Origin of the sequence: Aurantimicrobium photophilum (assembly GCF_003194085.1) — a bacterium.
GTDB lineage: Bacteria > Actinomycetota > Actinomycetes > Actinomycetales > Microbacteriaceae > Aurantimicrobium > Aurantimicrobium photophilum.
This window is the reverse complement of sequence record NZ_CP023994.1, coordinates 154,995-175,198: the sequence shown is the minus strand read 5'-3', so window position 1 is coordinate 175,198 and position 20,204 is coordinate 154,995. Positions and strand designations below refer to the sequence as shown.

At 55.6% G+C, this 20,204-nt stretch carries 17 protein-coding genes; 5 read left to right on the top strand and 12 right to left on the bottom strand.

Going from position 1 to position 20,204, the window contains the following annotated elements:
• Nucleotides 1-15 precede the first annotated feature (15 nt).
• The 6 genes from fusA to rpoB form a co-directional block, all read right to left on the bottom strand.
• Nucleotides 16-2,133 (bottom strand): elongation factor G, encoded by a 2,118-nt coding sequence (gene fusA / locus AURMO_RS00875; protein WP_110232717.1) that lies wholly within the window; start codon nucleotides 2,131-2,133, stop codon nucleotides 16-18.
• A gap of 43 nt (nucleotides 2,134-2,176) precedes the next feature.
• On the bottom strand, nucleotides 2,177-2,647 hold the full coding sequence (gene rpsG, locus AURMO_RS00870; RefSeq protein WP_096382567.1) for a 30S ribosomal protein S7: 471 nt from the start codon (nucleotides 2,645-2,647) through the stop codon (nucleotides 2,177-2,179).
• On the bottom strand, nucleotides 2,647-3,021 hold the full coding sequence (rpsL, locus tag AURMO_RS00865) for a 30S ribosomal protein S12 (RefSeq protein ID WP_110232716.1): 375 nt from the start codon (nucleotides 3,019-3,021) through the stop codon (nucleotides 2,647-2,649). The genes rpsG and rpsL overlap by 1 nt, the downstream gene beginning before the upstream one ends.
• A gap of 216 nt (nucleotides 3,022-3,237) precedes the next feature.
• Nucleotides 3,238-3,876 (bottom strand): hypothetical protein, encoded by a 639-nt coding sequence (locus AURMO_RS00860; RefSeq protein WP_110232715.1) that lies wholly within the window; start codon nucleotides 3,874-3,876, stop codon nucleotides 3,238-3,240.
• Between the two features lie 86 nt (nucleotides 3,877-3,962).
• The gene (gene rpoC / locus AURMO_RS00855) at nucleotides 3,963-7,838 is read right to left on the bottom strand and encodes a DNA-directed RNA polymerase subunit beta' (protein WP_110232714.1); all 3,876 of its coding nucleotides are present in this window, start codon (nucleotides 7,836-7,838) and stop codon (nucleotides 3,963-3,965) included.
• A gap of 39 nt (nucleotides 7,839-7,877) precedes the next feature.
• Nucleotides 7,878-11,372 (bottom strand): DNA-directed RNA polymerase subunit beta, encoded by a 3,495-nt coding sequence (rpoB, locus tag AURMO_RS00850; protein ID WP_110232713.1) that lies wholly within the window; start codon nucleotides 11,370-11,372, stop codon nucleotides 7,878-7,880.
• A gap of 232 nt (nucleotides 11,373-11,604) precedes the next feature.
• On the opposite strand from rpoB, the gene AURMO_RS00845 reads away from it, so the two are divergent.
• From AURMO_RS00845 to AURMO_RS00835, 3 genes are read left to right on the top strand one after another with little or no spacing between them, the layout of a single operon-like run.
• The gene (locus AURMO_RS00845) at nucleotides 11,605-12,465 is read left to right on the top strand and encodes a spermidine synthase (RefSeq protein WP_110232712.1); all 861 of its coding nucleotides are present in this window, start codon (nucleotides 11,605-11,607) and stop codon (nucleotides 12,463-12,465) included.
• A gap of 3 nt (nucleotides 12,466-12,468) precedes the next feature.
• Nucleotides 12,469-12,927 (top strand): SprT-like domain-containing protein, encoded by a 459-nt coding sequence (locus AURMO_RS00840; RefSeq protein WP_110232711.1) that lies wholly within the window; start codon nucleotides 12,469-12,471, stop codon nucleotides 12,925-12,927.
• 46 nt (nucleotides 12,928-12,973) lie between these two features.
• The gene (locus AURMO_RS00835; RefSeq protein WP_110232710.1) at nucleotides 12,974-13,444 is read left to right on the top strand and encodes a hypothetical protein; all 471 of its coding nucleotides are present in this window, start codon (nucleotides 12,974-12,976) and stop codon (nucleotides 13,442-13,444) included.
• Between the two features lie 6 nt (nucleotides 13,445-13,450).
• Here AURMO_RS00835 and AURMO_RS00830 read toward each other — a convergent pair whose 3' ends face one another.
• From AURMO_RS00830 to AURMO_RS00810, 5 genes are all read right to left on the bottom strand, one after another.
• Nucleotides 13,451-14,509: a coiled-coil domain-containing protein gene (locus AURMO_RS00830; RefSeq protein ID WP_110232709.1), complete on the bottom strand. Its 1,059-nt coding sequence runs from the start codon at nucleotides 14,507-14,509 to the stop codon at nucleotides 13,451-13,453.
• Between the two features lie 9 nt (nucleotides 14,510-14,518).
• Complete coding sequence (locus AURMO_RS00825; protein ID WP_110232708.1) at nucleotides 14,519-15,664, bottom strand: coiled-coil domain-containing protein; 1,146 nt, start codon at nucleotides 15,662-15,664, stop codon at nucleotides 14,519-14,521.
• Between the two features lie 119 nt (nucleotides 15,665-15,783).
• Nucleotides 15,784-16,323, bottom strand: coding sequence for an NUDIX hydrolase family protein (locus AURMO_RS00820; protein ID WP_110232707.1), 540 nt, complete (start codon nucleotides 16,321-16,323; stop codon nucleotides 15,784-15,786).
• Nucleotides 16,324-16,393: 70 nt separating this feature from the next.
• Nucleotides 16,394-16,624, bottom strand: coding sequence for a hypothetical protein (locus tag AURMO_RS00815; protein ID WP_110232706.1), 231 nt, complete (start codon nucleotides 16,622-16,624; stop codon nucleotides 16,394-16,396).
• A gap of 9 nt (nucleotides 16,625-16,633) precedes the next feature.
• Nucleotides 16,634-16,969: a DUF2834 domain-containing protein gene (locus tag AURMO_RS00810; RefSeq protein WP_204163625.1), complete on the bottom strand. Its 336-nt coding sequence runs from the start codon at nucleotides 16,967-16,969 to the stop codon at nucleotides 16,634-16,636.
• A 126-nt stretch (nucleotides 16,970-17,095) separates the two neighbouring features.
• Between AURMO_RS00810 and AURMO_RS00805 the strand changes: the two genes are divergently transcribed.
• Together AURMO_RS00805 and AURMO_RS00800 are read left to right on the top strand one after the other, a co-directional pair.
• Nucleotides 17,096-17,674, top strand: coding sequence for an ArsR family transcriptional regulator (locus AURMO_RS00805; RefSeq protein WP_162532622.1), 579 nt, complete (start codon nucleotides 17,096-17,098; stop codon nucleotides 17,672-17,674).
• Between the two features lie 9 nt (nucleotides 17,675-17,683).
• A complete protein-coding gene (locus AURMO_RS00800) occupies nucleotides 17,684-18,157 on the top strand; it encodes a hypothetical protein (RefSeq protein WP_110232704.1) in 474 nt (157 codons plus the stop codon).
• 16 nt (nucleotides 18,158-18,173) lie between these two features.
• Here the strand turns inward: AURMO_RS00800 and AURMO_RS00795 are convergent, their stop codons facing one another.
• Nucleotides 18,174-20,075, bottom strand: a complete 1,902-nt coding sequence (locus tag AURMO_RS00795) for a DEAD/DEAH box helicase (protein ID WP_110232703.1) — start codon at nucleotides 20,073-20,075, stop codon at nucleotides 18,174-18,176.
• Nucleotides 20,076-20,204 lie beyond the last annotated feature (129 nt).

Here is a 20,204-nt window from a genome sequence, read left to right as displayed (position 1 = left end):
TCACAAGGAGCGAGATTACTCGCCCTTGTTTTTCTGGACGATCTCGTCGGCGACAGCCTTCGGGACCTCGGCGTAGCTGTCGAAAGTCATCGAGTACACAGCGCGACCTGAGGTCTTAGACCGCAGATCACCGACGTATCCGAACATCTCCGACAGGGGAACAAGGGCGCTAACGACCTTGACACCCGTTGCATCTTCCATGGACTGGATTTGTCCACGGCGAGAGTTGAGGTCACCGATAACATCACCCATGTACTCCTCGGGAGTACGAACTTCAACAGCCATAAGTGGCTCGAGAAGAACGGGGTCAGCCTTTCGGGCCGCCTCCTTGAAGGCCATTGAGCCTGCAAGCTTGAAGGCCATTTCCGATGAGTCAACGTCGTGGTAGGCACCATCGAGGAGGATGCCCTTGACGCCGACCATGGGGTAGCCAGCGAGAACGCCGACTGCCATGGAGGCCTGGAAACCAGCATCAACGGATGGAATGTATTCACGAGGAACACGTCCACCAGTTACCTGGTTATCGAATTCGTAGATCTTGTCGCCCTGAACCTCAAGAGGCTCGAGTGAGATCTGAACCTTAGCGAACTGACCTGAACCACCGGTCTGCTTCTTGTGGGTGTAGTCGTGCTTGTCTACCTTGCGACGAATGGTCTCGCGGTAGGCAACCTGAGGCTTACCCACGTTGGCCTCAACATTGAACTCGCGACGCATACGGTCAACGAGGATGTCGAGGTGAAGCTCACCCATACCGGAGATCACAGTCTGACCAGTTTCCTGGTCCTGCTCTACGCGGAAGGTGGGGTCTTCTTCAGCAAGCTTCTGGATAGCAGTACCCAGCTTCTCCTGGTCAGCCTTGGTCTTGGGCTCAATAGCAACCGAGATAACTGGCTCGGGGAAGCTCATGGACTCAAGAACAATGGGGTTTGCAGGATCGCAGAGGGTGTCACCAGTGGTGGTGTCCTTCAGACCGATCACGGCGTAGATGTGACCAGCAGACATCAAGTCAACAGGGATTTCCTTGTTGGCGTGCATCTGGAAGATCTTGCCGATACGTTCCTTCTTGTCCTTCGTTGCGTTGAGCACCTGAGCACCGGACTCTGCCTTACCCGAGTAAACGCGGGTGTAGGTGAGACGACCGAAGAAGGGGTGAACGGCAACCTTGAACGCAAGTGCTGCGAAAGGCTCGGAAGCATCAGGCTTACGCTCGATGACCTTTTCCTCATCACGCACGTCGTGGCCCTGAGTTGCGGCAACGTCGAGTGGGCTGGGGAGGTAGTCAACAACAGCGTCAAGCATGGGCTGAACACCACGGTTCTTGAAAGCAGAACCACAGAGAACGGGGTAAATCTCCGAAGCGATAACCATCTTGCGGATGGTCTTCTTGATCTCAGCAACAGTGAACTGGTCGTCACCGTTGAGGTAACGCTCGAGGAGCTCGTCGTCACCTTCAGCAACAGCTTCGATCAGTGCAGCGCGGTATTCGTTTGCCTTGTCGACGAGGTCCGCAGGGATCTCTTCGATGTCGTACTTGGCACCCATTTCCACGTCACCCTTAGCGTCTCCACGCCAGGTGAGTGCACGCATCTCTACCAGGTCAACAACACCTTCGAAGGTGTTCTCGAAACCGATAGGAAGCTGGATAACAAGTGGCTTAGCGCCCAGACGCTTGACGATGGTGTCTACGGTGAAGTAGAAGTCAGCGCCGAGCTTGTCCATCTTGTTGACGAAGCAGATACGAGGAACGTCGTACTTGTCAGCCTGACGCCATACGGTCTCAGACTGAGGCTCAACACCTTCCTTACCATCGAACACTGCAACAGCACCGTCGAGAACGCGGAGCGAACGCTCCACCTCCACGGTGAAGTCAACGTGACCGGGGGTGTCAATGATGTTGATCTGGTTCTTGTTCCAGAAACAGGTGGTTGCAGCAGAAGTAATCGTGATACCACGCTCCTGCTCCTGAGCCATCCAGTCCATGGTTGACGCACCATCGTGAGTTTCACCGATCTTGTGGTTTACACCGGTGTAGAACAGGATTCGCTCAGTGGTGGTGGTCTTTCCAGCATCGATGTGCGCCATGATGCCGATGTTGCGGACCTTACTTAGGTCAGTGAGGGCTTCTTGAGCCACAGGATTCCTCCGAAATTGTTAGTTGAACAGGGTTTGGCTCGGTCTACCAGCGGTAGTGAGCGAAGGCCTTGTTCGACTCGGCCATCTTGTGGGTGTCTTCACGACGCTTGACTGCAGCGCCAAGACCGTTCGATGCATCGAGAATCTCGTTCATGAGACGCTCGGTCATGGTCTTTTCGCGACGAGCCTTTGCGTAGCTGGTCAACCAACGCAGTGCGAGGGTGTTTGCACGGTGAGGCTTAACCTCAACGGGGACCTGGTAGGTCGAACCACCAACACGGCGAGAGCGAACCTCAAGGGTGGGGCGCACGTTGTCGAGTGCCTTCTTGAGAGTTACTACTGCATCTGCACCGGTCTTCGCGGTTACACCTTCGAGTGCACCGTAAACGATGCGCTCTGCGAGACCCTTCTTGCCATCAAGAAGGATCTTGTTGACGAGCTGGGTGACAATGGGGGCGCCGTATACGGGATCGGCTACAACGGGACGCTTAGGAGCGGGACCTTTACGAGGCATTACTTCTTCTCCATCTTCGCTCCGTAGCGGCTACGAGCCTGCTTGCGGTTCTTAACGGCCTGGGTGTCGAGTGCACCACGGATGATCTTGTAACGAACACCAGGAAGGTCCTTTACACGACCACCACGAACGAGCACCATCGAGTGCTCCTGGAGGTTGTGACCTTCACCGGGAATGTAGGCGGTTACTTCAGTACCGTTGCTGAGCTTGACACGAGCAACCTTACGAAGAGCCGAGTTGGGCTTCTTTGGGGTGGTGGTGTACACACGGGTGCATACTCCACGCTGCTGGGGGTTCGACTTCAGGGCTGGAGCCTTGGTCTTGGTGACCTTAGGCGTACGTCCCTTACGAACCAACTGGTTAATAGTTGGCACTATGTACTCCTTGTTAAAACTGCACGGTGACAGTCGCTAAACGATTTAGCTAAACATCTGCCGCGACGCCACGAATGTGGAGCCATTTCTGACAGATATGCCGTGGGGGTTCGCCACTGTTTAAAGTGGGTAGACCCTTAAGGTGTTTCTGGTACGCAAAACGCACCAAGGCAAAAGCTTATCTCAGCTACCCTGCGGGGTCAAACGGCAGTTTCGCTACTCGGCTACTTCAGGAGCATCGCGCAGCTTGCGACCCTTGACCGCAATCCAGCCACCAAACCAGATGGGGATCTCGCGGGAGAGCACAACCGCGACCAACACCAGTGGGTTGAAGGCGATTCCGTGCCACATAAACTCAATGGCTTCACTGAAGGTGAGCGTCCATGCGCGCACGGTCAACAGGCCTGCACCAATAGCGGTGGCATAGGTGAGGATGGCCACAACCAGACCCCAGAGCACGAAAGTGCGCCAGTGACCCTTGTTGATGAGCACAGCAAGAATCACGAAGTAGAGCGTGAACGCAATTGAGGTGAGCCAGAAAACCGGGGTAATCAAGAAAGCGAGGGTGCGGTCTTGGATAAAGATGGCAGCTTCGGTTCCTTCTGCCGAGTCACCATAGAGCCATGCAGCTGCGCTGTAACCCCAGGCAGCCAAGGCATAGAGCACGGTGAACACAACGCCGCCCAGCAGAGCGACAAGAGCCCCAGTTGTGCGGTTACTGGGCGCAGCCTCAACCGCCGGAGCATCCTCTGTAGTGACCGAACCGGTGACACCGGCGAAGCCCACACCAGCAGGGGGTTCTTCCTCCGGTGCAGGTTTGAAGAACTCGGGGTGCTCAGTTGTGGGATCACTCATGATGCGCCCAGCGTATAACGACGAAAGCCCCGCCGAGTGGCGGGGCTTTCGCGAGTCACAAACTCCGAAAAGGAGTGAGTTTCTAATTAGTTGTAGTTACCCGAGAAGTCATCCGACGAGAAAGACTCGAAATCGACAAAGCTCAGGTCAGCGTCGGTGAAGTCACCTTCAGCCGCGAAGATGCGGTTGGGGTAGCGTTCAGCCTTAGCTTCTTCCGTCGCCTCAACCGAGATGTTGCGGTACTTCGCAAGACCGGTTCCGGCGGGGATGAGCTTACCGATGATGACGTTCTCCTTGAGGCCGACGAGAGGATCGGACTTGCCGTCCATCGCAGCCTGGGTGAGAACACGCGTGGTCTCCTGGAAGGAGGCAGCCGACAGCCATGACTCGGTAGCCAGCGAAGCCTTGGTAATACCAAGAACTTCCTGACGAGCCGAAGCAGTCTTCTTACCTTCTGTGAGAGCAGCGCGGTTCATCTCGGTGTAACGAGAACGATCAACGAGCTCACCTGGGAGGAGTTCGGTGTCACCGTGCTCAACAACAGTTACCTTGCGGAGCATCTGACGAACGATGACCTCAATGTGCTTGTCGTGGATAGGTACACCCTGCGAGCGGTAAACGCCCTGCACGCCACCAACGAGGTGCTGCTGTACGGCGCGAACGCCCTGTACTCGCAGAACTTCCTTGGGGTCAACGGTTCCAACCTGGAGCTGCTGACCGAGTTCAACGTGGTCTCCATCAGATACGAGGAGAGTCGAACGCTTGAGCACGGGGTAGATAACTGCCTCGTCACCGTTGTCGGGGGTGAGGATTACCTTACGGCTCTTGTCGGTTTCTTCGATGGTGATGCGACCAGCAGTCTCAGCGATAGGCGATGCACCCTTAGGGGTACGTGCTTCGAAGAGCTCCTGAACACGGGGCAGACCCTGGGTGATGTCATCAGCAGATGCGGAACCACCAGTGTGGAAGGTACGCATGGTGAGCTGAGTACCAGGTTCACCAATCGACTGTGCAGCGATGATACCGACGGCTTCACCGATGTCGACGAGCTTGCCGGTAGCAAGTGAACGGCCGTAGCAGGCAGCACATACACCGGTTGCAGACTCACAGGTCAGGACCGAACGGACCTTGACCTCGTGGATGCCCGCAGCGATGAGAGTGTCGATCAGAACGTCACCTGCGTCGTCGCCAGCCTTGGCGATGACGTTGCCCTTAGCGTCGACTGCGTCAGCAGCGAGGCTACGTGCGTAGATGGAGTTCTCCACGTTGGCGTCACGGACGAGCTCACCTGCTGCGTTAGCTGCAGCGATAGGCAGGTCGAGACCCTTAGTGGTGCCACAGTCCTCTTCGCGGATGATGACATCCTGCGATACGTCGACGAGACGACGAGTGAGGTAACCGGAGTCTGCAGTACGCAGAGCGGTGTCAGCCAGACCCTTACGAGCACCGTGGGTCGCGATGAAGTACTCCACAACGGAGAGACCTTCACGGTACGACGAGATGATCGGACGAGGGATAATTTCACCCTTCGGGTTGTTCACCAGACCACGCATACCCGCAATGTTGCGGACCTGCAGCCAGTTACCACGAGCACCAGAGGTGACCATGCGGTTAATGGTGTTGTTTGCAGGGAAGTTCTTCTGCATAGCTTCAGCAACTTCAGCAGTGGCGTCGGTCCAGATCTTGATCAGTTCCTGACGACGTTCGTTGTCAGTGATCATGCCCTTCTCGAACTCAGACTGAACCTTCGCAGCCAACTTCTCGTAACCAGCAACGATTTCGCGCTTGTTTGGAGGAGTCAGAACGTCGGAGAGTGCAACGGTCACACCCGAGCGAGTAGCCCAGTGGAAACCTGCATCCTTGATGTTGTCAAGGGTGGCAGCAACCACAGTCTTGGGGTAACGCTCAGCAAGGTCGTTGACGATGCCGGAGATGGTGCCCTTGTCAGCAACCTTCTGGATGTAGGGGTAGTCAGCGGGCAGAGCCTCGTTGAACAGTGCCTGACCCAGAGTGGTGGTGACGAGAACTGGTCCACCGGTGTAACCCTCAGGTGCTTCACCCTCAGCGAAGACAACATCGTTGAGACGAATGCGTGCCATGGCGTTGAGGTCCAGCGTGTGCTGGTCGTGAGCGAGGATTGCCTCAGAAACGGAAGAGAATGCGCGACCTTCACCGGTAGCACCTTCCTTCACGGTGGTGAGGTGGTGCAGACCAATGATCATGTCCTGCGTAGGCAGGGTCACGGGGCGACCATCCGAAGGCTTGAGGATGTTGTTCGAAGCAAGCATCAGGATGCGAGCTTCGGCCTGAGCCTCAACCGAGAGCGGAAGGTGAACAGCCATCTGGTCACCGTCGAAGTCAGCGTTGAACGCAGCACATACGAGAGGGTGAAGCTGAATAGCCTTACCTTCAATGAGCTGAGGTTCGAATGCCTGAATACCGAGGCGGTGAAGAGTTGGTGCGCGGTTCAGCAGAACTGGACGCTCGCGGATGATCTCTTCGAGAACATCCCACACCTGGGGACGGCTACGCTCAACCATGCGCTTCGCGCTCTTGATGTTCTGAGCGTGGCTCAGGTCGATCAGACGCTTGATAACGAATGGCTTGAACAGCTCGAGTGCCATCTGCTTAGGCAGACCACACTGGTGCAGCTTGAGCTGAGGACCCACGATGATGACGGAACGACCGGAGTAGTCCACGCGCTTACCGAGCAGGTTCTGACGGAAACGACCCTGCTTACCCTTGAGCATGTCGGACAGCGACTTGAGCGCACGGTTACCGGTACCGGTAACGGGGCGACCACGACGACCGTTGTCGAACAGTGCGTCAACAGCTTCCTGAAGCATGCGCTTCTCGTTGTTCACGATGATCTCGGGAGCACCGAGGTCAAGGAGGCGACGGAGACGGTTGTTGCGGTTGATCACACGACGGTAAAGGTCGTTGAGGTCAGAGGTCGCAAAGCGTCCACCGTCGAGCTGAACCATGGGGCGAAGCTCTGGTGGGATAACGGGAACAACATCGAGAACCATCGCTGCAGGCGAGGTGCCGGTGTTGAGGAAGGAGGAAACAACCTTGAGGCGCTTGATGGCACGAATCTTCTTCGCACCCTTGCCCTCGGTGATCTCGAGACGAAGCGATTCAGCTTCACCTGCGAGGTCGAAGGTTTCCAGACGCTTCTTGATTGCTTCAGCACCCATGAAAGCGTCGAAGTACAGGCCATAGCGGTCTACCAGCTCGTTGAAGACAGCGTCTTCAGGCTTGAGGTCGCCAACCTTGAGGTTGCGGAAGTCATCCCAGACGCGCTCGAGGCGAGCGATTTCTTCGTCGATGGACTTACGAATCTGAGACATTTCCTTCTCAGCTACGTCCTTCGCACGACGCTTCTGGTCTGCCTTAGCGCCTTCAGCTTCGAGAGCTGCAAGGTCGTTCTCGAGACGCTGCATGCGGTCAGCAATGCGAGAGTCGCGCTGGTCACCCAGGGTCTTGAGCTCGAGGCGAAGCTCGTTCTCCAGACCAGGCATGTCAGCGTGACGACCCTCTTCGTCTACGTCGATGACCATGTAGGCAGCGAAGTAGATGACCTTCTCGAGGTCCTTGGGAGCCATGTCCAGCAGGTAACCCAAGCGGCTAGGAACGCCCTTGAAGTACCAGATGTGGGTAACGGGAGCGGCCAGCTCAATGTGACCCATGCGCTCACGGCGCACGGACGACTTGGTGACCTCTACGCCACAGCGCTCACAAACGATGCCCTTGAAGCGGACACGCTTGTACTTGCCACAGGAGCATTCCCAGTCGCGAGAAGGTCCGAAGATCTGCTCACCAAAGAGGCCGTCCTTCTCAGGCTTGAGGGTGCGGTAGTTGATGGTTTCGGGCTTCTTGACCTCACCGAACGACCAACGACGGATGTCGTCAGCAGTGGCCAGACCGATACGAAGCTTGTCAAAAGCGGTTGCGTCGAGCAATTTAACTCTTTCCTTAGATTCTTAAGTGTCTGACTCGGTTTAGATCTCGTCGATTGACGAAGACTCGAAACGAGTGGAGATGTTGATACCGAGCTCTTCAGCGGCGCGGTATGCCTCATCGTCGGAGTCGCGGAGGCTGACGACATCGCCAGCTTCGTTGAGAACCTCAACGTTGAGACCGAGGGACTGCATTTCCTTCATGAGAACGCGGAACGACTCGGGGATACCGGGCTCCTGGATGTTCTCGCCCTTGACGATGGCTTCGTAAACCTTGACACGGCCCACGATGTCGTCGGACTTGATGGTGAGGAGTTCCTGGAGTGCGTAAGCGGCACCATAAGCTTCCAGTGCCCACACCTCCATCTCACCGAATCGCTGTCCACCGAACTGTGCCTTACCACCAAGAGGCTGCTGCGTGATCATCGAGTAAGGACCCGTTGAACGTGCGTGAATCTTGTCATCGACAAGGTGGTGCAGCTTCAGGATGTACATGTAACCAACCGAGATGGGCTCGGGGAATGGCTCGCCGGAACGACCGTCGAACAGACGTGCCTTACCGGAAGAACCGATGAGGCGGTCGCCGTCACGAGTAGGAGTCGTGGAGTCAAGCAGACCCGCGATTTCTTCCTCGAGAGCACCGTCGAATACAGGGGTAGCAACCTTGGTGCCAGGGGCAGCCTCGAATGCTTCTGCAGGAAGGTTGGCAGCCCACTCAGGTGAACCATCTACCTTCCAACCCTGCTTCGCAATCCAACCCAGGTGGGTCTCGAGGACCTGACCGAAGTTCATGCGACCGGGGATACCGAGCGGGTTGAGAACCACGTCAACGGGGGTACCGTCTTCGAGGAATGGCATGTCTTCAACAGGGAGAATCTTGGCGATAACACCCTTGTTTCCGTGACGACCAGCGAGCTTGTCACCTTCGGTGATCTTGCGCTTCTGGGCGATGTAGACAACAACGCGCTGGTTGACGCCCGAGCCGAGCTCGTCTTCGTCGTTCACTGCGTCGAAGACCTTCACACCAATGATGGTTCCGGACTCACCGTGAGGAACCTTCAGCGAGGTGTCGCGAACTTCGCGGCTCTTCTCGTTGAAGATGGCGCGCAGCAGTCGCTCTTCGGCGGAAAGCTCGGTCTCACCCTTAGGAGTGACCTTACCGACGAGGATGTCGCCGGGGCGAACCTCTGCACCGATACGGATGATGCCGCGCTCATCGAGGTTAGCGATGAGTTCAGGGGACACGTTGGGGAGGTCGCGAGTGATCTCTTCCTTACCCAGCTTGGTGTCACGTGCATCAACGTCATATTCCTCGATGTGAATCGATGAAAGGACGTCGTCCTGCACGAGACGCTGCGACAGGATGATCGCGTCCTCGAAGTTGTGACCTTCCCAGGGCATGAATGCCACGAGCAGGTTCTTACCCAGAGCCAGTTCACCGTTCTCGGTGGCAGGACCATCAGCGATGACCTGACCAACCTCTACACGCTCACCAGCGGTCACGATGACGCGGTGGTTGTAGCTGGTGCCCTGGTTCGAGCGGTCGAACTTACGGAGGAAGTAATCCTCGGTTCCACCCTCATCGAGCTGAACGGTGACGACATCAGCCGACACCTCAGAAACGACACCGGCCTTGTTGGTGAGGATAACGTCACCAGCATCGATAGCGGCGAAGTTTTCCATACCGGTACCAACCAGTGGGCTTTCGCTGCGCAGCAGTGGCACAGCCTGACGCTGCATGTTGGCACCCATGAGTGCGCGGTTAGCATCGTCGTGCTCGAGGAATGGAATCAGCGACGTACCAACAGAAACCATCTGGCGGGGCGAAACGTCCATGTAGTCCACCTCAGCGGCAGGAACGAGTTCAACCTCGCCACCCTTACGACGGACGAGCACGCGCTCTTCAGCGAAGTGGCTGTCCTTGGTAAGAGGTGCGTTGGCCTGTGCAACAACGAAGTCATCTTCTTCCGAAGCGGTGAGGTAATCGATGTTCTCGGTTACCTTGCCCTTGACGACGCGGCGGTAAGGGGTCTCAATGAAACCAAAGGCATTGATACGCGCGAACGAGGCGAGCGAACCAATCAGACCAATGTTGGGACCTTCAGGAGTTTCAATGGGGCACATACGTCCGTAGTGGGACGAGTGAACGTCACGAACCTCAACACCTGCACGCTCACGCGAGAGACCACCGGGGCCCAGCGCCGAAAGACGACGCTTGTGGGTCAGACCGGCGAGAGGGTTGTTCTGGTCCATGAACTGTGACAGCTGAGAAGTACCGAAGAACTCCTTGATTGCTGCCACAACGGGACGTACGTTGATCAGGGTCTGAGGGGTAATTGCCTCAATGTCCTGAGTGGTCATGCGCTCGCGAACGACGCGCTCCATACGGGACAGACCGGTACGAACCTGGTTCTGGATGAGTTCACCAACGGCACGGATACGACGGTTACCGAAGTGGTCGATGTCGTCTACGTCGAGACGGATGTCAACCTTCTTGCCGTCACGAAGACCAGAGAAGGTCTTCTCGTCGTTGTGCAGTGCGACCAAGTACTTAATGGTTGCGATGATGTCTGCAACAGAAAGTACGGAGTCAGTCAGCGGAGCTTCAAGACCGAGCTTGCGGTTGATCTTGTAACGACCAACCTTCGCCAGGTCGTAACGCTTGTGGCTGAAGAAGAAGTTGTCGAGAAGTGCACGTGCAGCTTCAGCCGCAACCTGCTCTCCTGGACGGAGCTTGCGGTAGATGTCGCGCAGTGCGTCTTCCTTGGTGAGGATGGTGTCCTTTTCCAGGGTCTGCAGGATGGAGTCGTAACCAGCGAACTCGGTTGCGATCTCTTCGCTGGTCATACCCAGCGCCTTGAGGAAGATGGTGACGGACTGCTTGCGCTTACGGTCGATACGAACACCAACAGCGTCACGCTTGTCGATTTCGAACTCGAGCCATGCACCACGGCTTGGGATGATGCGTGCGGAGTAGACGTCCTTGTCAGAGGTCTTTTCCTGTGCACGCTCGAAGTACACACCGGGTGAGCGAACCAGCTGGGACACAACAACACGCTCGGTGCCGTTGATGATGAAGGTTCCCTTTTCGGTCATGAGAGGGAAGTCACCCATGAACACGGTCTGGGTCTTGATTTCACCCGTGACGTGGTTCATGAACTCTGCCTCGACGTAGAGAGGGGCAGCGTAGGTCTTGCCACGCTCCTTGCACTCGAAGATCGAGTACTTCTCTGGCTCGAGGTAAGGGTTCGTGAAGGACAGCTGCATGGTCTCATCGAGGTTCTCGATGGGAGAGATCTCCTCAAAGATCTCTTCTAGACCAGTACGCGAAGGGAGGTCCTGACGGCCTTCCTTCTTCGCCTCTTCCACGCGCTTCTGCCAGTGCTCGTTACCGACGAGCCAGTCAAAGCTCTCGGTTTGAAGTGCCAGCAGATCGGGGACAGTCAGCGTGTCTGTGATCTTCGCGAACGACAGGCGCGATGCGGTACGGCCGTTCTTAATGGACTTGGTGTCTTTTGCGTTGCGCGCAGCAGCCAAGGAAATAACCTCCGTGGGTCCCGTCGGACCATCATGGTTTTGGTAGGTGTGGGATGTTTTGCGAACTCGAAAATCCCGCTAAAGTGGGGCAACCCGCAGAGTTATCTGTGAGTCTTAGAAACTGTCACCCCGACCGCAATATGAGGGCATGACAAAACTTCGAGCGCAAATAACAACTCTATAACGACGTGCGGGTCTGTGTCTAGTTGATATTTGTAGGTGGTGTGAGGCTATGGCGGAAAAACCAGCCATCACGCTCAAATCTTCTGGCCTACGTGCCACCATCGAACCTGACCCCTTTCAAGATGGCGCATTCATCCTTGAAGTGGATGGGACTCCGCAGTCTCACGTCTTTGCCGATGACCCTGGTGAATTGTTCTTTGAATACATCCGCCGCATAGGCCATGTGCTGGACCAGGTTGGCGAACCTGGCCAGCCCATCACTGCTGTCCACTTAGGCGGCGGAGCACTCACACTCCCCCGCTATATCGAGGCAACTCGTCCAGGCTCCCGGCAGCAAGTGATTGAACTCGAGCAAGACCTCATCGACTTTGTGAGAGAGCACCTCCCCCTGCAACGCAATGCCAACATCCGTATCCGTTACGGCGACGCCCGTGAAGTCATGGGCAAATTGCCCACCGGACTTCACGGCAACGTCAACGTGGTGATCGTGGATGTCTTTAGTGGTGCCCGCACTCCTGCCCACGTCACCTCGGTTGAGTTCTACACCGAGGCCGCCAAGCTGCTTTCTCCGCAGGGCGTGCTCATTGTGAATGTGGCAGATGGTCCAGGTCTTGCCTTTGCTCGTGGTCAGGCAGCAACCCTGCAGGCCGTTCTTCCCAACGTCATTGCCCTGGCTGAGACGCAAGTGCTCAAGGGGCGCCGCTTTGGCAACGTTGTCTTGGTGGGAAGCAGTGACGACTCGATCGGACACTGGTTGCCAAGACTTCTGGCCGGTGGCCCTCACCCTGCCAAGGCGGTGGAAGGTGCGGAGATGAAACAGTTCATTGCCAACGCACCGATTGTTCTTGACTCCACCGCAATTCCGAGTCCCACACCCAACAAGACGCTGTTCCAGATTTCCAAGAAGTAAGTCGTGGCGGATTTAGAACGTGTGACCACGTGGGCGGATGCCCTCATCCGCTTGCACTTGGATCCAGCCATCTGGAGCTTTGGCTTTGACCATGCCCGCACGCGTGCAGGTTTGTGTAATTTCACCGACAAACGCATCTCTGTCTCCCGGCATCTGGCTGCAAAGTATGAGGACGACGAAGTGCATCAGATCTTGTTGCACGAAGTCGCTCACGCTATCGCCGGCCCCCGTGCCGGGCACGGCCCCACCTGGAAAAAGATTGCCTACGACCTGGGCTATGACGGCAAGCGCACCCATGACGGCAGTGCTGCTAACGAACTTGCTCCGTGGCTCGGCACCTGTCCCAGGGGACACCACCACTATCGATTCCGTCAGCCCAAAAAAGTTCTCAGCTGCGGAGAATGTGGTCGCGGATTTAATCGCGCGAATTTAATCACCTGGGAACACCGAGAAATCGGCTAGCGTGTGAAGAAGGGGGAATTCCCCCTGTCACACCCAAGGGAACCTCGTGAACGTCTTTCTTCGCCTCACGCTCGATTGCGAGCCTGACGCTGCCTGGCGTGCCATTGCGAACCCTGCCGTATTCAAAGCCGTCTCTTCTCCTCTGATGAAGATCAGTTCCAAAGAAAAGGACGGATTCCCCGAGGCCTGGCTCGGTGATGGCCCCCACGAAGTGTCCATGCGACTGCTCGGCATCATCCCGTTGGGGCGCCAGACCATCGATATCTCTTTCACCCAACGCCCCGGTGGCGTTCGGATGATGGTGGACTCAGGGAAGCCACTTTCTGGACCACTCTCCGTGGTGAAGTCCTGGGATCACCGCATGGCAGTCTCCGAAACTGGCAACCACCAAACGCTTTATCGCGACCGCCTGGTGGTGAAGGCAGGACTGCTCACCCCATTCATCTTCATCGGGATGTGGACGTTCTGGCAGATCCGCGGAGCAAAGCTGAAGAAGCTCGCTCCAACCTGGAAATAGAACTTCTTAGTCGAGCGAAGTCTCAGACTCGTCGATCGACACCATCGCGTCGGCCGAAGCAAGAGCCTTGAGCTCGAGAGAGAATTCGCGCATCGCTTCGCGCTGACGCTCGAGAGCATCGCGGCGACGCTCTGCCTTCTCCATCATTTCTGAAGCGTGCTCATCGAAGAGAATGGCCAGAGTCTCAGCACGTGAACGAGCACGGCTAATCAAGTTCGTTGCAGACTCACGAGCAGCATCAAGGAGAGCGTCAGCATCTTCACGAGTTTTGAGCTTGAAATCTTCTGCCTGTTCGCTCAAGCTGTCGACTTCATCAGAAGCTGCCTTGCGCAACGCTGATGCTTCATCGGTTTGCGACTGTACAAAAGCGACGGCTTCTTCGTGGCGAGTGAGACGCTCACGCTCTGCTTCTTCCAAAGCGAGTTTGATCTCACGTTCAATACGAAGCTGTTCACGCTCAGCAATCTGGCGCAGGGTTTCGAGTTCAGTCTTAACGTCTTCGATTTCCTGGTGGAGACGTGAGCGAACTTCAGCGGCATCACGTTCTGCTTCAGCCACGAGTGCTGCTTCGCGGCGTTGTGCTGTTTCCTTGAGGGTTTGTCCCTGAAGGGTCAGTGACTCTGCACGCAGGTTAAGTTCTGAAACCTGACGTTCAACTTCGAGACGCTTGTCTTCGATCTTGGATTCAGCTTCAACGAGCAGTGCAGCTGCTTCGGTGCGAGCTTGACGAGTAACTGCTTCTGCCGTTGCGCGAGCGGAATCACGAACAACCTTGGCATCTGCTTCCGCATCAGCAACAAGCTTGTCAGCCTGTTCTTCAGCAACACGAAGAGTTTGTTCGAAGGCAGCACCGAGGTCAGCAAAGGTGGGCTTGGCATTAGAGCGACGCAGTGCGTCACGCATGTCTGCAAGTTCACGTTCAAGCTTGTCCACAGTGGCAAGACCAGAACGAGTGGTCTGAGCGAGCTCCTCAAGACGTGATTCGGCGTCACGGAATACACGCTTGACCTCGTTGGGGTCATAGCCGTTCTTGCGAACTGTGCGGAAGTTGCGAGTGATGTCCATGTCTTATCCCTAGCCTTCCGACTTCTCAGGGGACACGGAATCATCGTTCATGTTCAACGACTCTGGAGTTAATTCCTCAACAAGGTCTTCGTCTGCGAGGGCATCGAAGTCGAATGAATCATCGGAGGTACTGTCTGCAGGCTCGCTCATCGAAATCACTCGAAGTTCAGAGTTGAATGCCTGAACGGCATCCGTCTCAGCCGAGAGATCCTCTACGAGTTGCTCACCGTTTGCCAGCAAGATCGCGTTGCGCTCTTCCAAACGCTGCGTAAGAGTTTCAGCGCGAACGCGTGCACGTCGAACAATACGTGCAGCAGTTTCACGAGCTTCACGCAACATCGCAATGGCTTCCTGGCGCGCCAAACCAAAGTTGGTTTGAGCTTCAACAACCATCTCGCGAGCACGCTCGCTTGCCTCATCGAACTGAACCTGTGAGCTTTCAAGCAAATGGCGAATGTAGGCTTCATTCTCTGAAGCCAAACGTGAGCTTTCGCGTTCTGCCTTGGCTCGGGCTGCGTCAACCTCATCACTGATGCGGCGGTGGTCGCGTTCGTGGAGCTGGCGAAGGGTTGCGATTTCTGCGCGTGACTGTTCGACTTCTCGAGCAAGTTCGGTCTCCAGGGCCAGGCGGCGCTGTTCGCCTTCTCGAGAAATAGAAGAAGCAATCTTTTGAGCTTCGGCGAACTGTGGTTCAGCCTGAGCTAATGCGGTTTGTGCAACCTTGAGAGTGGCCGCAAGCTTCTTCTCAGATTCTGCGAGCAGACGTGTAACGCGCTCCTGAGAATCCTTGAGCAGAGTAGCTGCCTGCTTCTCTGCTGATTCGGTAATTGCGGAGGCTTCTGCTTCAGCTGCTCGTCGAGTTTCACTACTAGAAACCTGAGCATCGGAGATCAGTTTGCCGGCTTGTTCTTCCGCAACTCGAAGAGTCTGTTCGAAAGCAGCACCCAAGTCAGAAAAAGATGGCTTGGCACTGGCCCGCTTAAGGGCGCTGCGAACTTCAGCGATTTCACGCGTGAGTTTGTCAATTTGCTTATCGATTTGGGCGCGCTCGGCCTCAAGTCGGGATGCTTCAGCGTGAATATCACCCAGCGCGATATCAACTTGCGCGGGGTCTAGACCCCTCTTGGCAAGCACAACGGGAAGATCGTTATCCACGGTGTCCTTTCGCCAAACAAGCCAGAATAAACAGTCTTCACAAGTATATGGGCAGTTATTGGCGAAAATTTAGGGCAGGAGTTCAAACAGGGGGTTTATCCCCCTATTAACAGTTAGTGCTAGTTCAGCGCACCCACGGAGGCTAAGGCTGCCCGGAGAAGTGCCCCGCGACCACCCTCCATCTCGGCAGAGACGGCATCGCTGGCTGCTTCACGAGGAGTGAGCCAGGTGATTTCGAGCGCATCTTGGCGAGGATCACACGTTCCCGTGACAGGAACCACATAAGCCAAAGACACAGCATGCTGACGCTCATCAGTGAACTGGGAGATGCCGGGCAGGGGGAAATACTCGGCAACATGGAAAGGATTGGGGTTAGCCGGCAGGAGGGGGAAAGCCATCGGACCCAGGTCCTTCTCCAAGTGACGGAAGAGGGCCTCACGGAGCGTCTCGCCATACATCACGCGGCCAGAGACGATCGTGCGGGTCATTTCACCAGTGGCGTTTGCTCGCAACAACAGTCCCACCTCGGTGACAACGCCGAGACCGTCAACGCGGACTGGAACAGCCTCAACATAAAGGAGGGGAAGTCGGCGGCGGATGGAGGAGAGTTCGTCATCACTTAGCCAGCCGCCGTTGGGATCAGGAGTTCGCACGCTCATGACCTATTTCTACCGGAGAAAACCTGAGAAAGGGGCTATTCCCCCGAAAGGTGAGGAAAAACGAAGAGAACTACTTCTTTCGACGGTTCCGAGAAGCCATCAATCCCAGGAATGCGATGCTCGACATGATGCTCAGCACGCTGAGGAACGAACCCACAGACAAGATGCTGCCGAAGGACCCGATCGACCCAATTGAGAAGGCAGAACCTCTCGAGCCAATCGACATAAACGAATTGGTCGACCACAAACTCAGCACGGAGTTAGTGGAGCCAATGCTCTTGATGGAGTTGTTGTTCGCCATGACTTCAGCCTAGACAGCAATCTGTGTTGAAGAAATCTTTGCCAGCTGACGTTCACGCATGGCCATAAACAGCGGGAAGGTGAATGCCATTGCGGTGACACCGGAAAGCAGGATGTAGAGCCAAACGCGCTTCATCTTGAGTCGACGAGCTTCAGTGATCATGAACACCACAACGGCAATTGCCACGACGGTGAAGTCTGCCGAAAGCACCCAGTCCGCTGCAGTGCCAAACCAGGCGTTCATGTAGTCCTGGTTATTCATCACAGCAAGACCGTTGAAGATCCAGGCAGTGACAAGGCCGACGATCGACAAAACCACATAAATCCAGAACAGTGACTTGTTCATGTTCTTACTCCCTCGAATTGTCATCACCATATCGCCGGGCGCGGCAGGAAGGGCGACACCAGATGAATGGAGAGACATCCACATCATTATTTTGTTTTGTATAAAATAAAGATATATTTAGTTTTTATGAAAGCAAAAGTACCTGCGCTATCACCGCTTTTTCGTTCAGACTCGCAAGCGGAAATTCTTACCCTGATTCTGCTGCACCCAGAAACCGAATACAGCCTCACTGATATCTCCACTCTGACCGAGGTCAATGTGGCTACGGTGCATAAGGAAATTGAACGACTGGCGCTGTTAGGAATAACGAGTGAACGCAGAGTAGGAAAATCCAGACTCGTTCACGCCACTGTCACGCATCCCCTTTACCAACCACTACTTGCTCTGGTTGAACATTCCTACGGACCGCTGATTGTCCTGTCGGATCTTATTGAGGGAATACCCGGAATTGAAGAGGCATATATTTTTGGTTCCTGGGCAGCACGCCGCGCAGGGCGGCAAGGAAAACCACCAGCCGATATTGACGTGCTTCTCGTTGGCGCCCTCGACTATGAAGCTGCCGATTCAATCGCCGAGAAAGCCTCTGCTGCGTTGAGGATGGACGTCAACATTCAACGGTGCTCATCTGAGCTGTGGAAAAAAGCAGAGGACCCCTTCATCACCACAGTAAAGTCACAACCTCTAATCGAAATTCCTCTGATGTAGGAGATCACCATGGTTGAAAAGATGCCAGACAAAGGTCGAGTTACCGTCGAGAAACTCCTTCGCGATGGAAGACTGCAACTGGTTGATGCTCAACCTCAGCGCGCCATCGAATTAGTCGTGCAGGCACAAAAACACGTTGCTTCAGCCACAACACTTGCATCCCAAGATGGCACAGGTGCTTTCCAGTTGCTTTATGACGGGGCTCGTAAAACCATGACGGCACCCTTACTGGCTCAGGGTCTACGCCCCACAGGTGAAGGCGCACATGCTGTGCTCAGTGAGGTGCTGCTGGCCCAGTTTGCACCACCTCACGGAGAAGTGCTGAGAAAGTTCGACCTCATGCGAAGGCTCAGAAATAACGCAGAGTACCCATCAGGGCCTTTGGTTGAACTTTCATCACATGAAGTTCTCTCCTATGTCCCTCATGTGAAACAGATCATTACTCTCGTTGAGAAGTTACTTCCTCAACTGAAAGAGTTTTGATTTCTGGTCAGGCTCCTTAGTGACGTGGCTTGCGTGCTGGGCGCTCGTCGCGATCGTCACGACGAGCAGAGGAAGAGCTGTCAGCACGAAGCTCGATGAGCTTTCCGCTGATGCGGGTTCCCTCGAGCCTGCCGAAAACATCATTTCCGAGGTTTGCGGGAAGTTCAACAATGGAGTGATCGGGAAGAATCTTGATCGCGCCAAAGTCATCGCGGCTGAGGCCACCCTCGTTAGCAAGAGCACCCACAATTTGGCGAGGCTCAACCTTGTGTCGCTTGCCCACTTCAATTCTGTAAGAGGACATGGGCTGGTTGCTCTCGCGTGGACGACGCTCTGGGCGATCCTCACGGTTGAAACGCTCACGGGGTGGGCGGTCGTCACGAGAGTAGCGATCATCCCGAGAAGGACGTCCCCCGCGGTCTCCGCGATCGCCCCGGTCACCGCGGTCATTACGACCACCTCGGTCATTACGACCACCTCGGTCTCCGCGGTCACCACGTTCAGCACGTTCCTTGCGGGTCTGCTCTTCACGTGCGTAACGCTGTGCGCGCTCGTCCTCTGCAGAGAGCAGAAGAGGAGTGTCACCCTGAGCAACAACAGCAAGAGCGGCGGCAACATCAGCTTCTGGAACATCGTGGTGTTCGATGTAGTGGCCAACAATCTCACGGAACTGGAGAATGAGGTTTGGCTGAGCGAGCGCTTCAGTAATGGCATCGTCGAAGCGAGCCAGACGTGTGACGTTGACGTCTTCCACGCTCGGCAGCTGCATCTGGGTCAGTGGCTGACGCGTTGCGCGCTCGATGGCGTTGAGGAGTCTGCTCTCTCGGGGAGTAACGAAGCTGATTGCAGCTCCGCTGCGTCCCGCACGGCCGGTGCGGCCAATGCGGTGAACATAAGACTCGGTATCAATCGGAATATCAAAGTTGACCACGTGGCTAATGCGTTCGACGTCCAAACCACGTGCTGCAACATCGGTGGCAACCAAGATGTCGAGCTTGCCGGACTTGAGCTGTTCAACCGTGCGCTCTCGCGTGGCCTGAGGAACGTCACCATTAATTGCCATGGCGGAGTATCCGCGAGCGCGGAGTTTCTCTGCCAACGTCTCGGTTTCGTTCTTGGTGCGGGTGAAGATGATCATGCCTTCGAAGTTTTCAACTTCGAGGATGCGGGTGAGCGCATCCACCTTTTGGGGATAGGAGACCATGAGGTATCGCTGCGTGATGGTCGAAGAGGTTGTGGTCTTGTTCTTGATCGTGATCTCTTCGGGATCGTTGAGGTACTGCTTCGAAATCCGGCGAATCTGGGCAGGCATGGTTGCCGAGAACAGTGCCACCTGCTTGTCCGAAGGTGTGTCAGCGAGGATCGTCTCAACGTCCTCAGCAAAGCCCATCTTGAGCATTTCATCTGCCTCATCGAGGACTAAGTACTTCAGCGCGGTGAGATCAAGAGTTCCCTTTTGAAGGTGGTCCATGATGCGACCGGGAGTTCCCACCACAATGTGGACTCCACGACGCAGTGCAGAAAGCTGGGTGCCATAACCCTGGCCACCATAAACAGGAAGAACGTGCACGCCCTTCATGTGGGAGGCATACTTCTCGAAAGCTTCACAGACCTGGAGTGCGAGTTCACGGGTAGGAGCTAGTACAAGGGCCTGTGGGCTCTTCTGAGAGAGGTCCAGGCGAGAAAGAATGGGCAGTGCAAAAGCTGCGGTCTTACCGGTACCAGTCTGGGCAAGACCAACAACATCCTTTCCCTCAAGGAGGATGGGGATCGTGGCTGCCTGAATAGCGGAAGGAATTTCGTAACCGACATCCTTCAGAGACTTGAGGACTGCGTCGGACAACCCCAGTTCGCTGAACGGGATGGTTGCGGGAGCAGTTGCTTCCTCGGTCTTATCGGATGTTTCGGATGACGTCATAGTTCAACGCTAGTGCGTCGAGCATGAAGGGTCGTCCGCACCAATCCTTTACAGCGCCACAGAAACAAGGCGTGAGTAGCTGCGTTCGTCACTTTCGCGGGAAGTAATCCACAATAAACAGATCCGTAT

Excerpts from the sequence above, each read along its gene's own strand:
- AURMO_RS00795 (WP_110232703.1), bottom strand. The coding sequence starts at position 20,075 with ATGACGTCATCCGAAACATCCGATAAGACCGAGGAAGCAACTGCTCCC.
- AURMO_RS00815 (WP_110232706.1), bottom strand. The coding sequence starts at position 16,624 with ATGGCGAACAACAACTCCATCAAGAGCATTGGCTCCACTAACTCCGTG.
- AURMO_RS00805 (WP_162532622.1), top strand. The coding sequence starts at position 17,096 with ATGAAAGCAAAAGTACCTGCGCTATCACCGCTTTTTCGTTCAGACTCG.
- AURMO_RS00820 (WP_110232707.1), bottom strand. The coding sequence starts at position 16,323 with ATGAGCGTGCGAACTCCTGATCCCAACGGCGGCTGGCTAAGTGATGAC.
- rpsG (WP_096382567.1), bottom strand. The coding sequence starts at position 2,647 with ATGCCTCGTAAAGGTCCCGCTCCTAAGCGTCCCGTTGTAGCCGATCCC.
- AURMO_RS00830 (WP_110232709.1), bottom strand. The coding sequence starts at position 14,509 with ATGGACATCACTCGCAACTTCCGCACAGTTCGCAAGAACGGCTATGAC.
- AURMO_RS00860 (WP_110232715.1), bottom strand. The coding sequence starts at position 3,876 with ATGAGTGATCCCACAACTGAGCACCCCGAGTTCTTCAAACCTGCACCG.
- AURMO_RS00810 (WP_204163625.1), bottom strand. The coding sequence starts at position 16,969 with ATGAACAAGTCACTGTTCTGGATTTATGTGGTTTTGTCGATCGTCGGC.
- AURMO_RS00845 (WP_110232712.1), top strand. The coding sequence starts at position 11,605 with ATGGCGGAAAAACCAGCCATCACGCTCAAATCTTCTGGCCTACGTGCC.
- AURMO_RS00800 (WP_110232704.1), top strand. The coding sequence starts at position 17,684 with ATGGTTGAAAAGATGCCAGACAAAGGTCGAGTTACCGTCGAGAAACTC.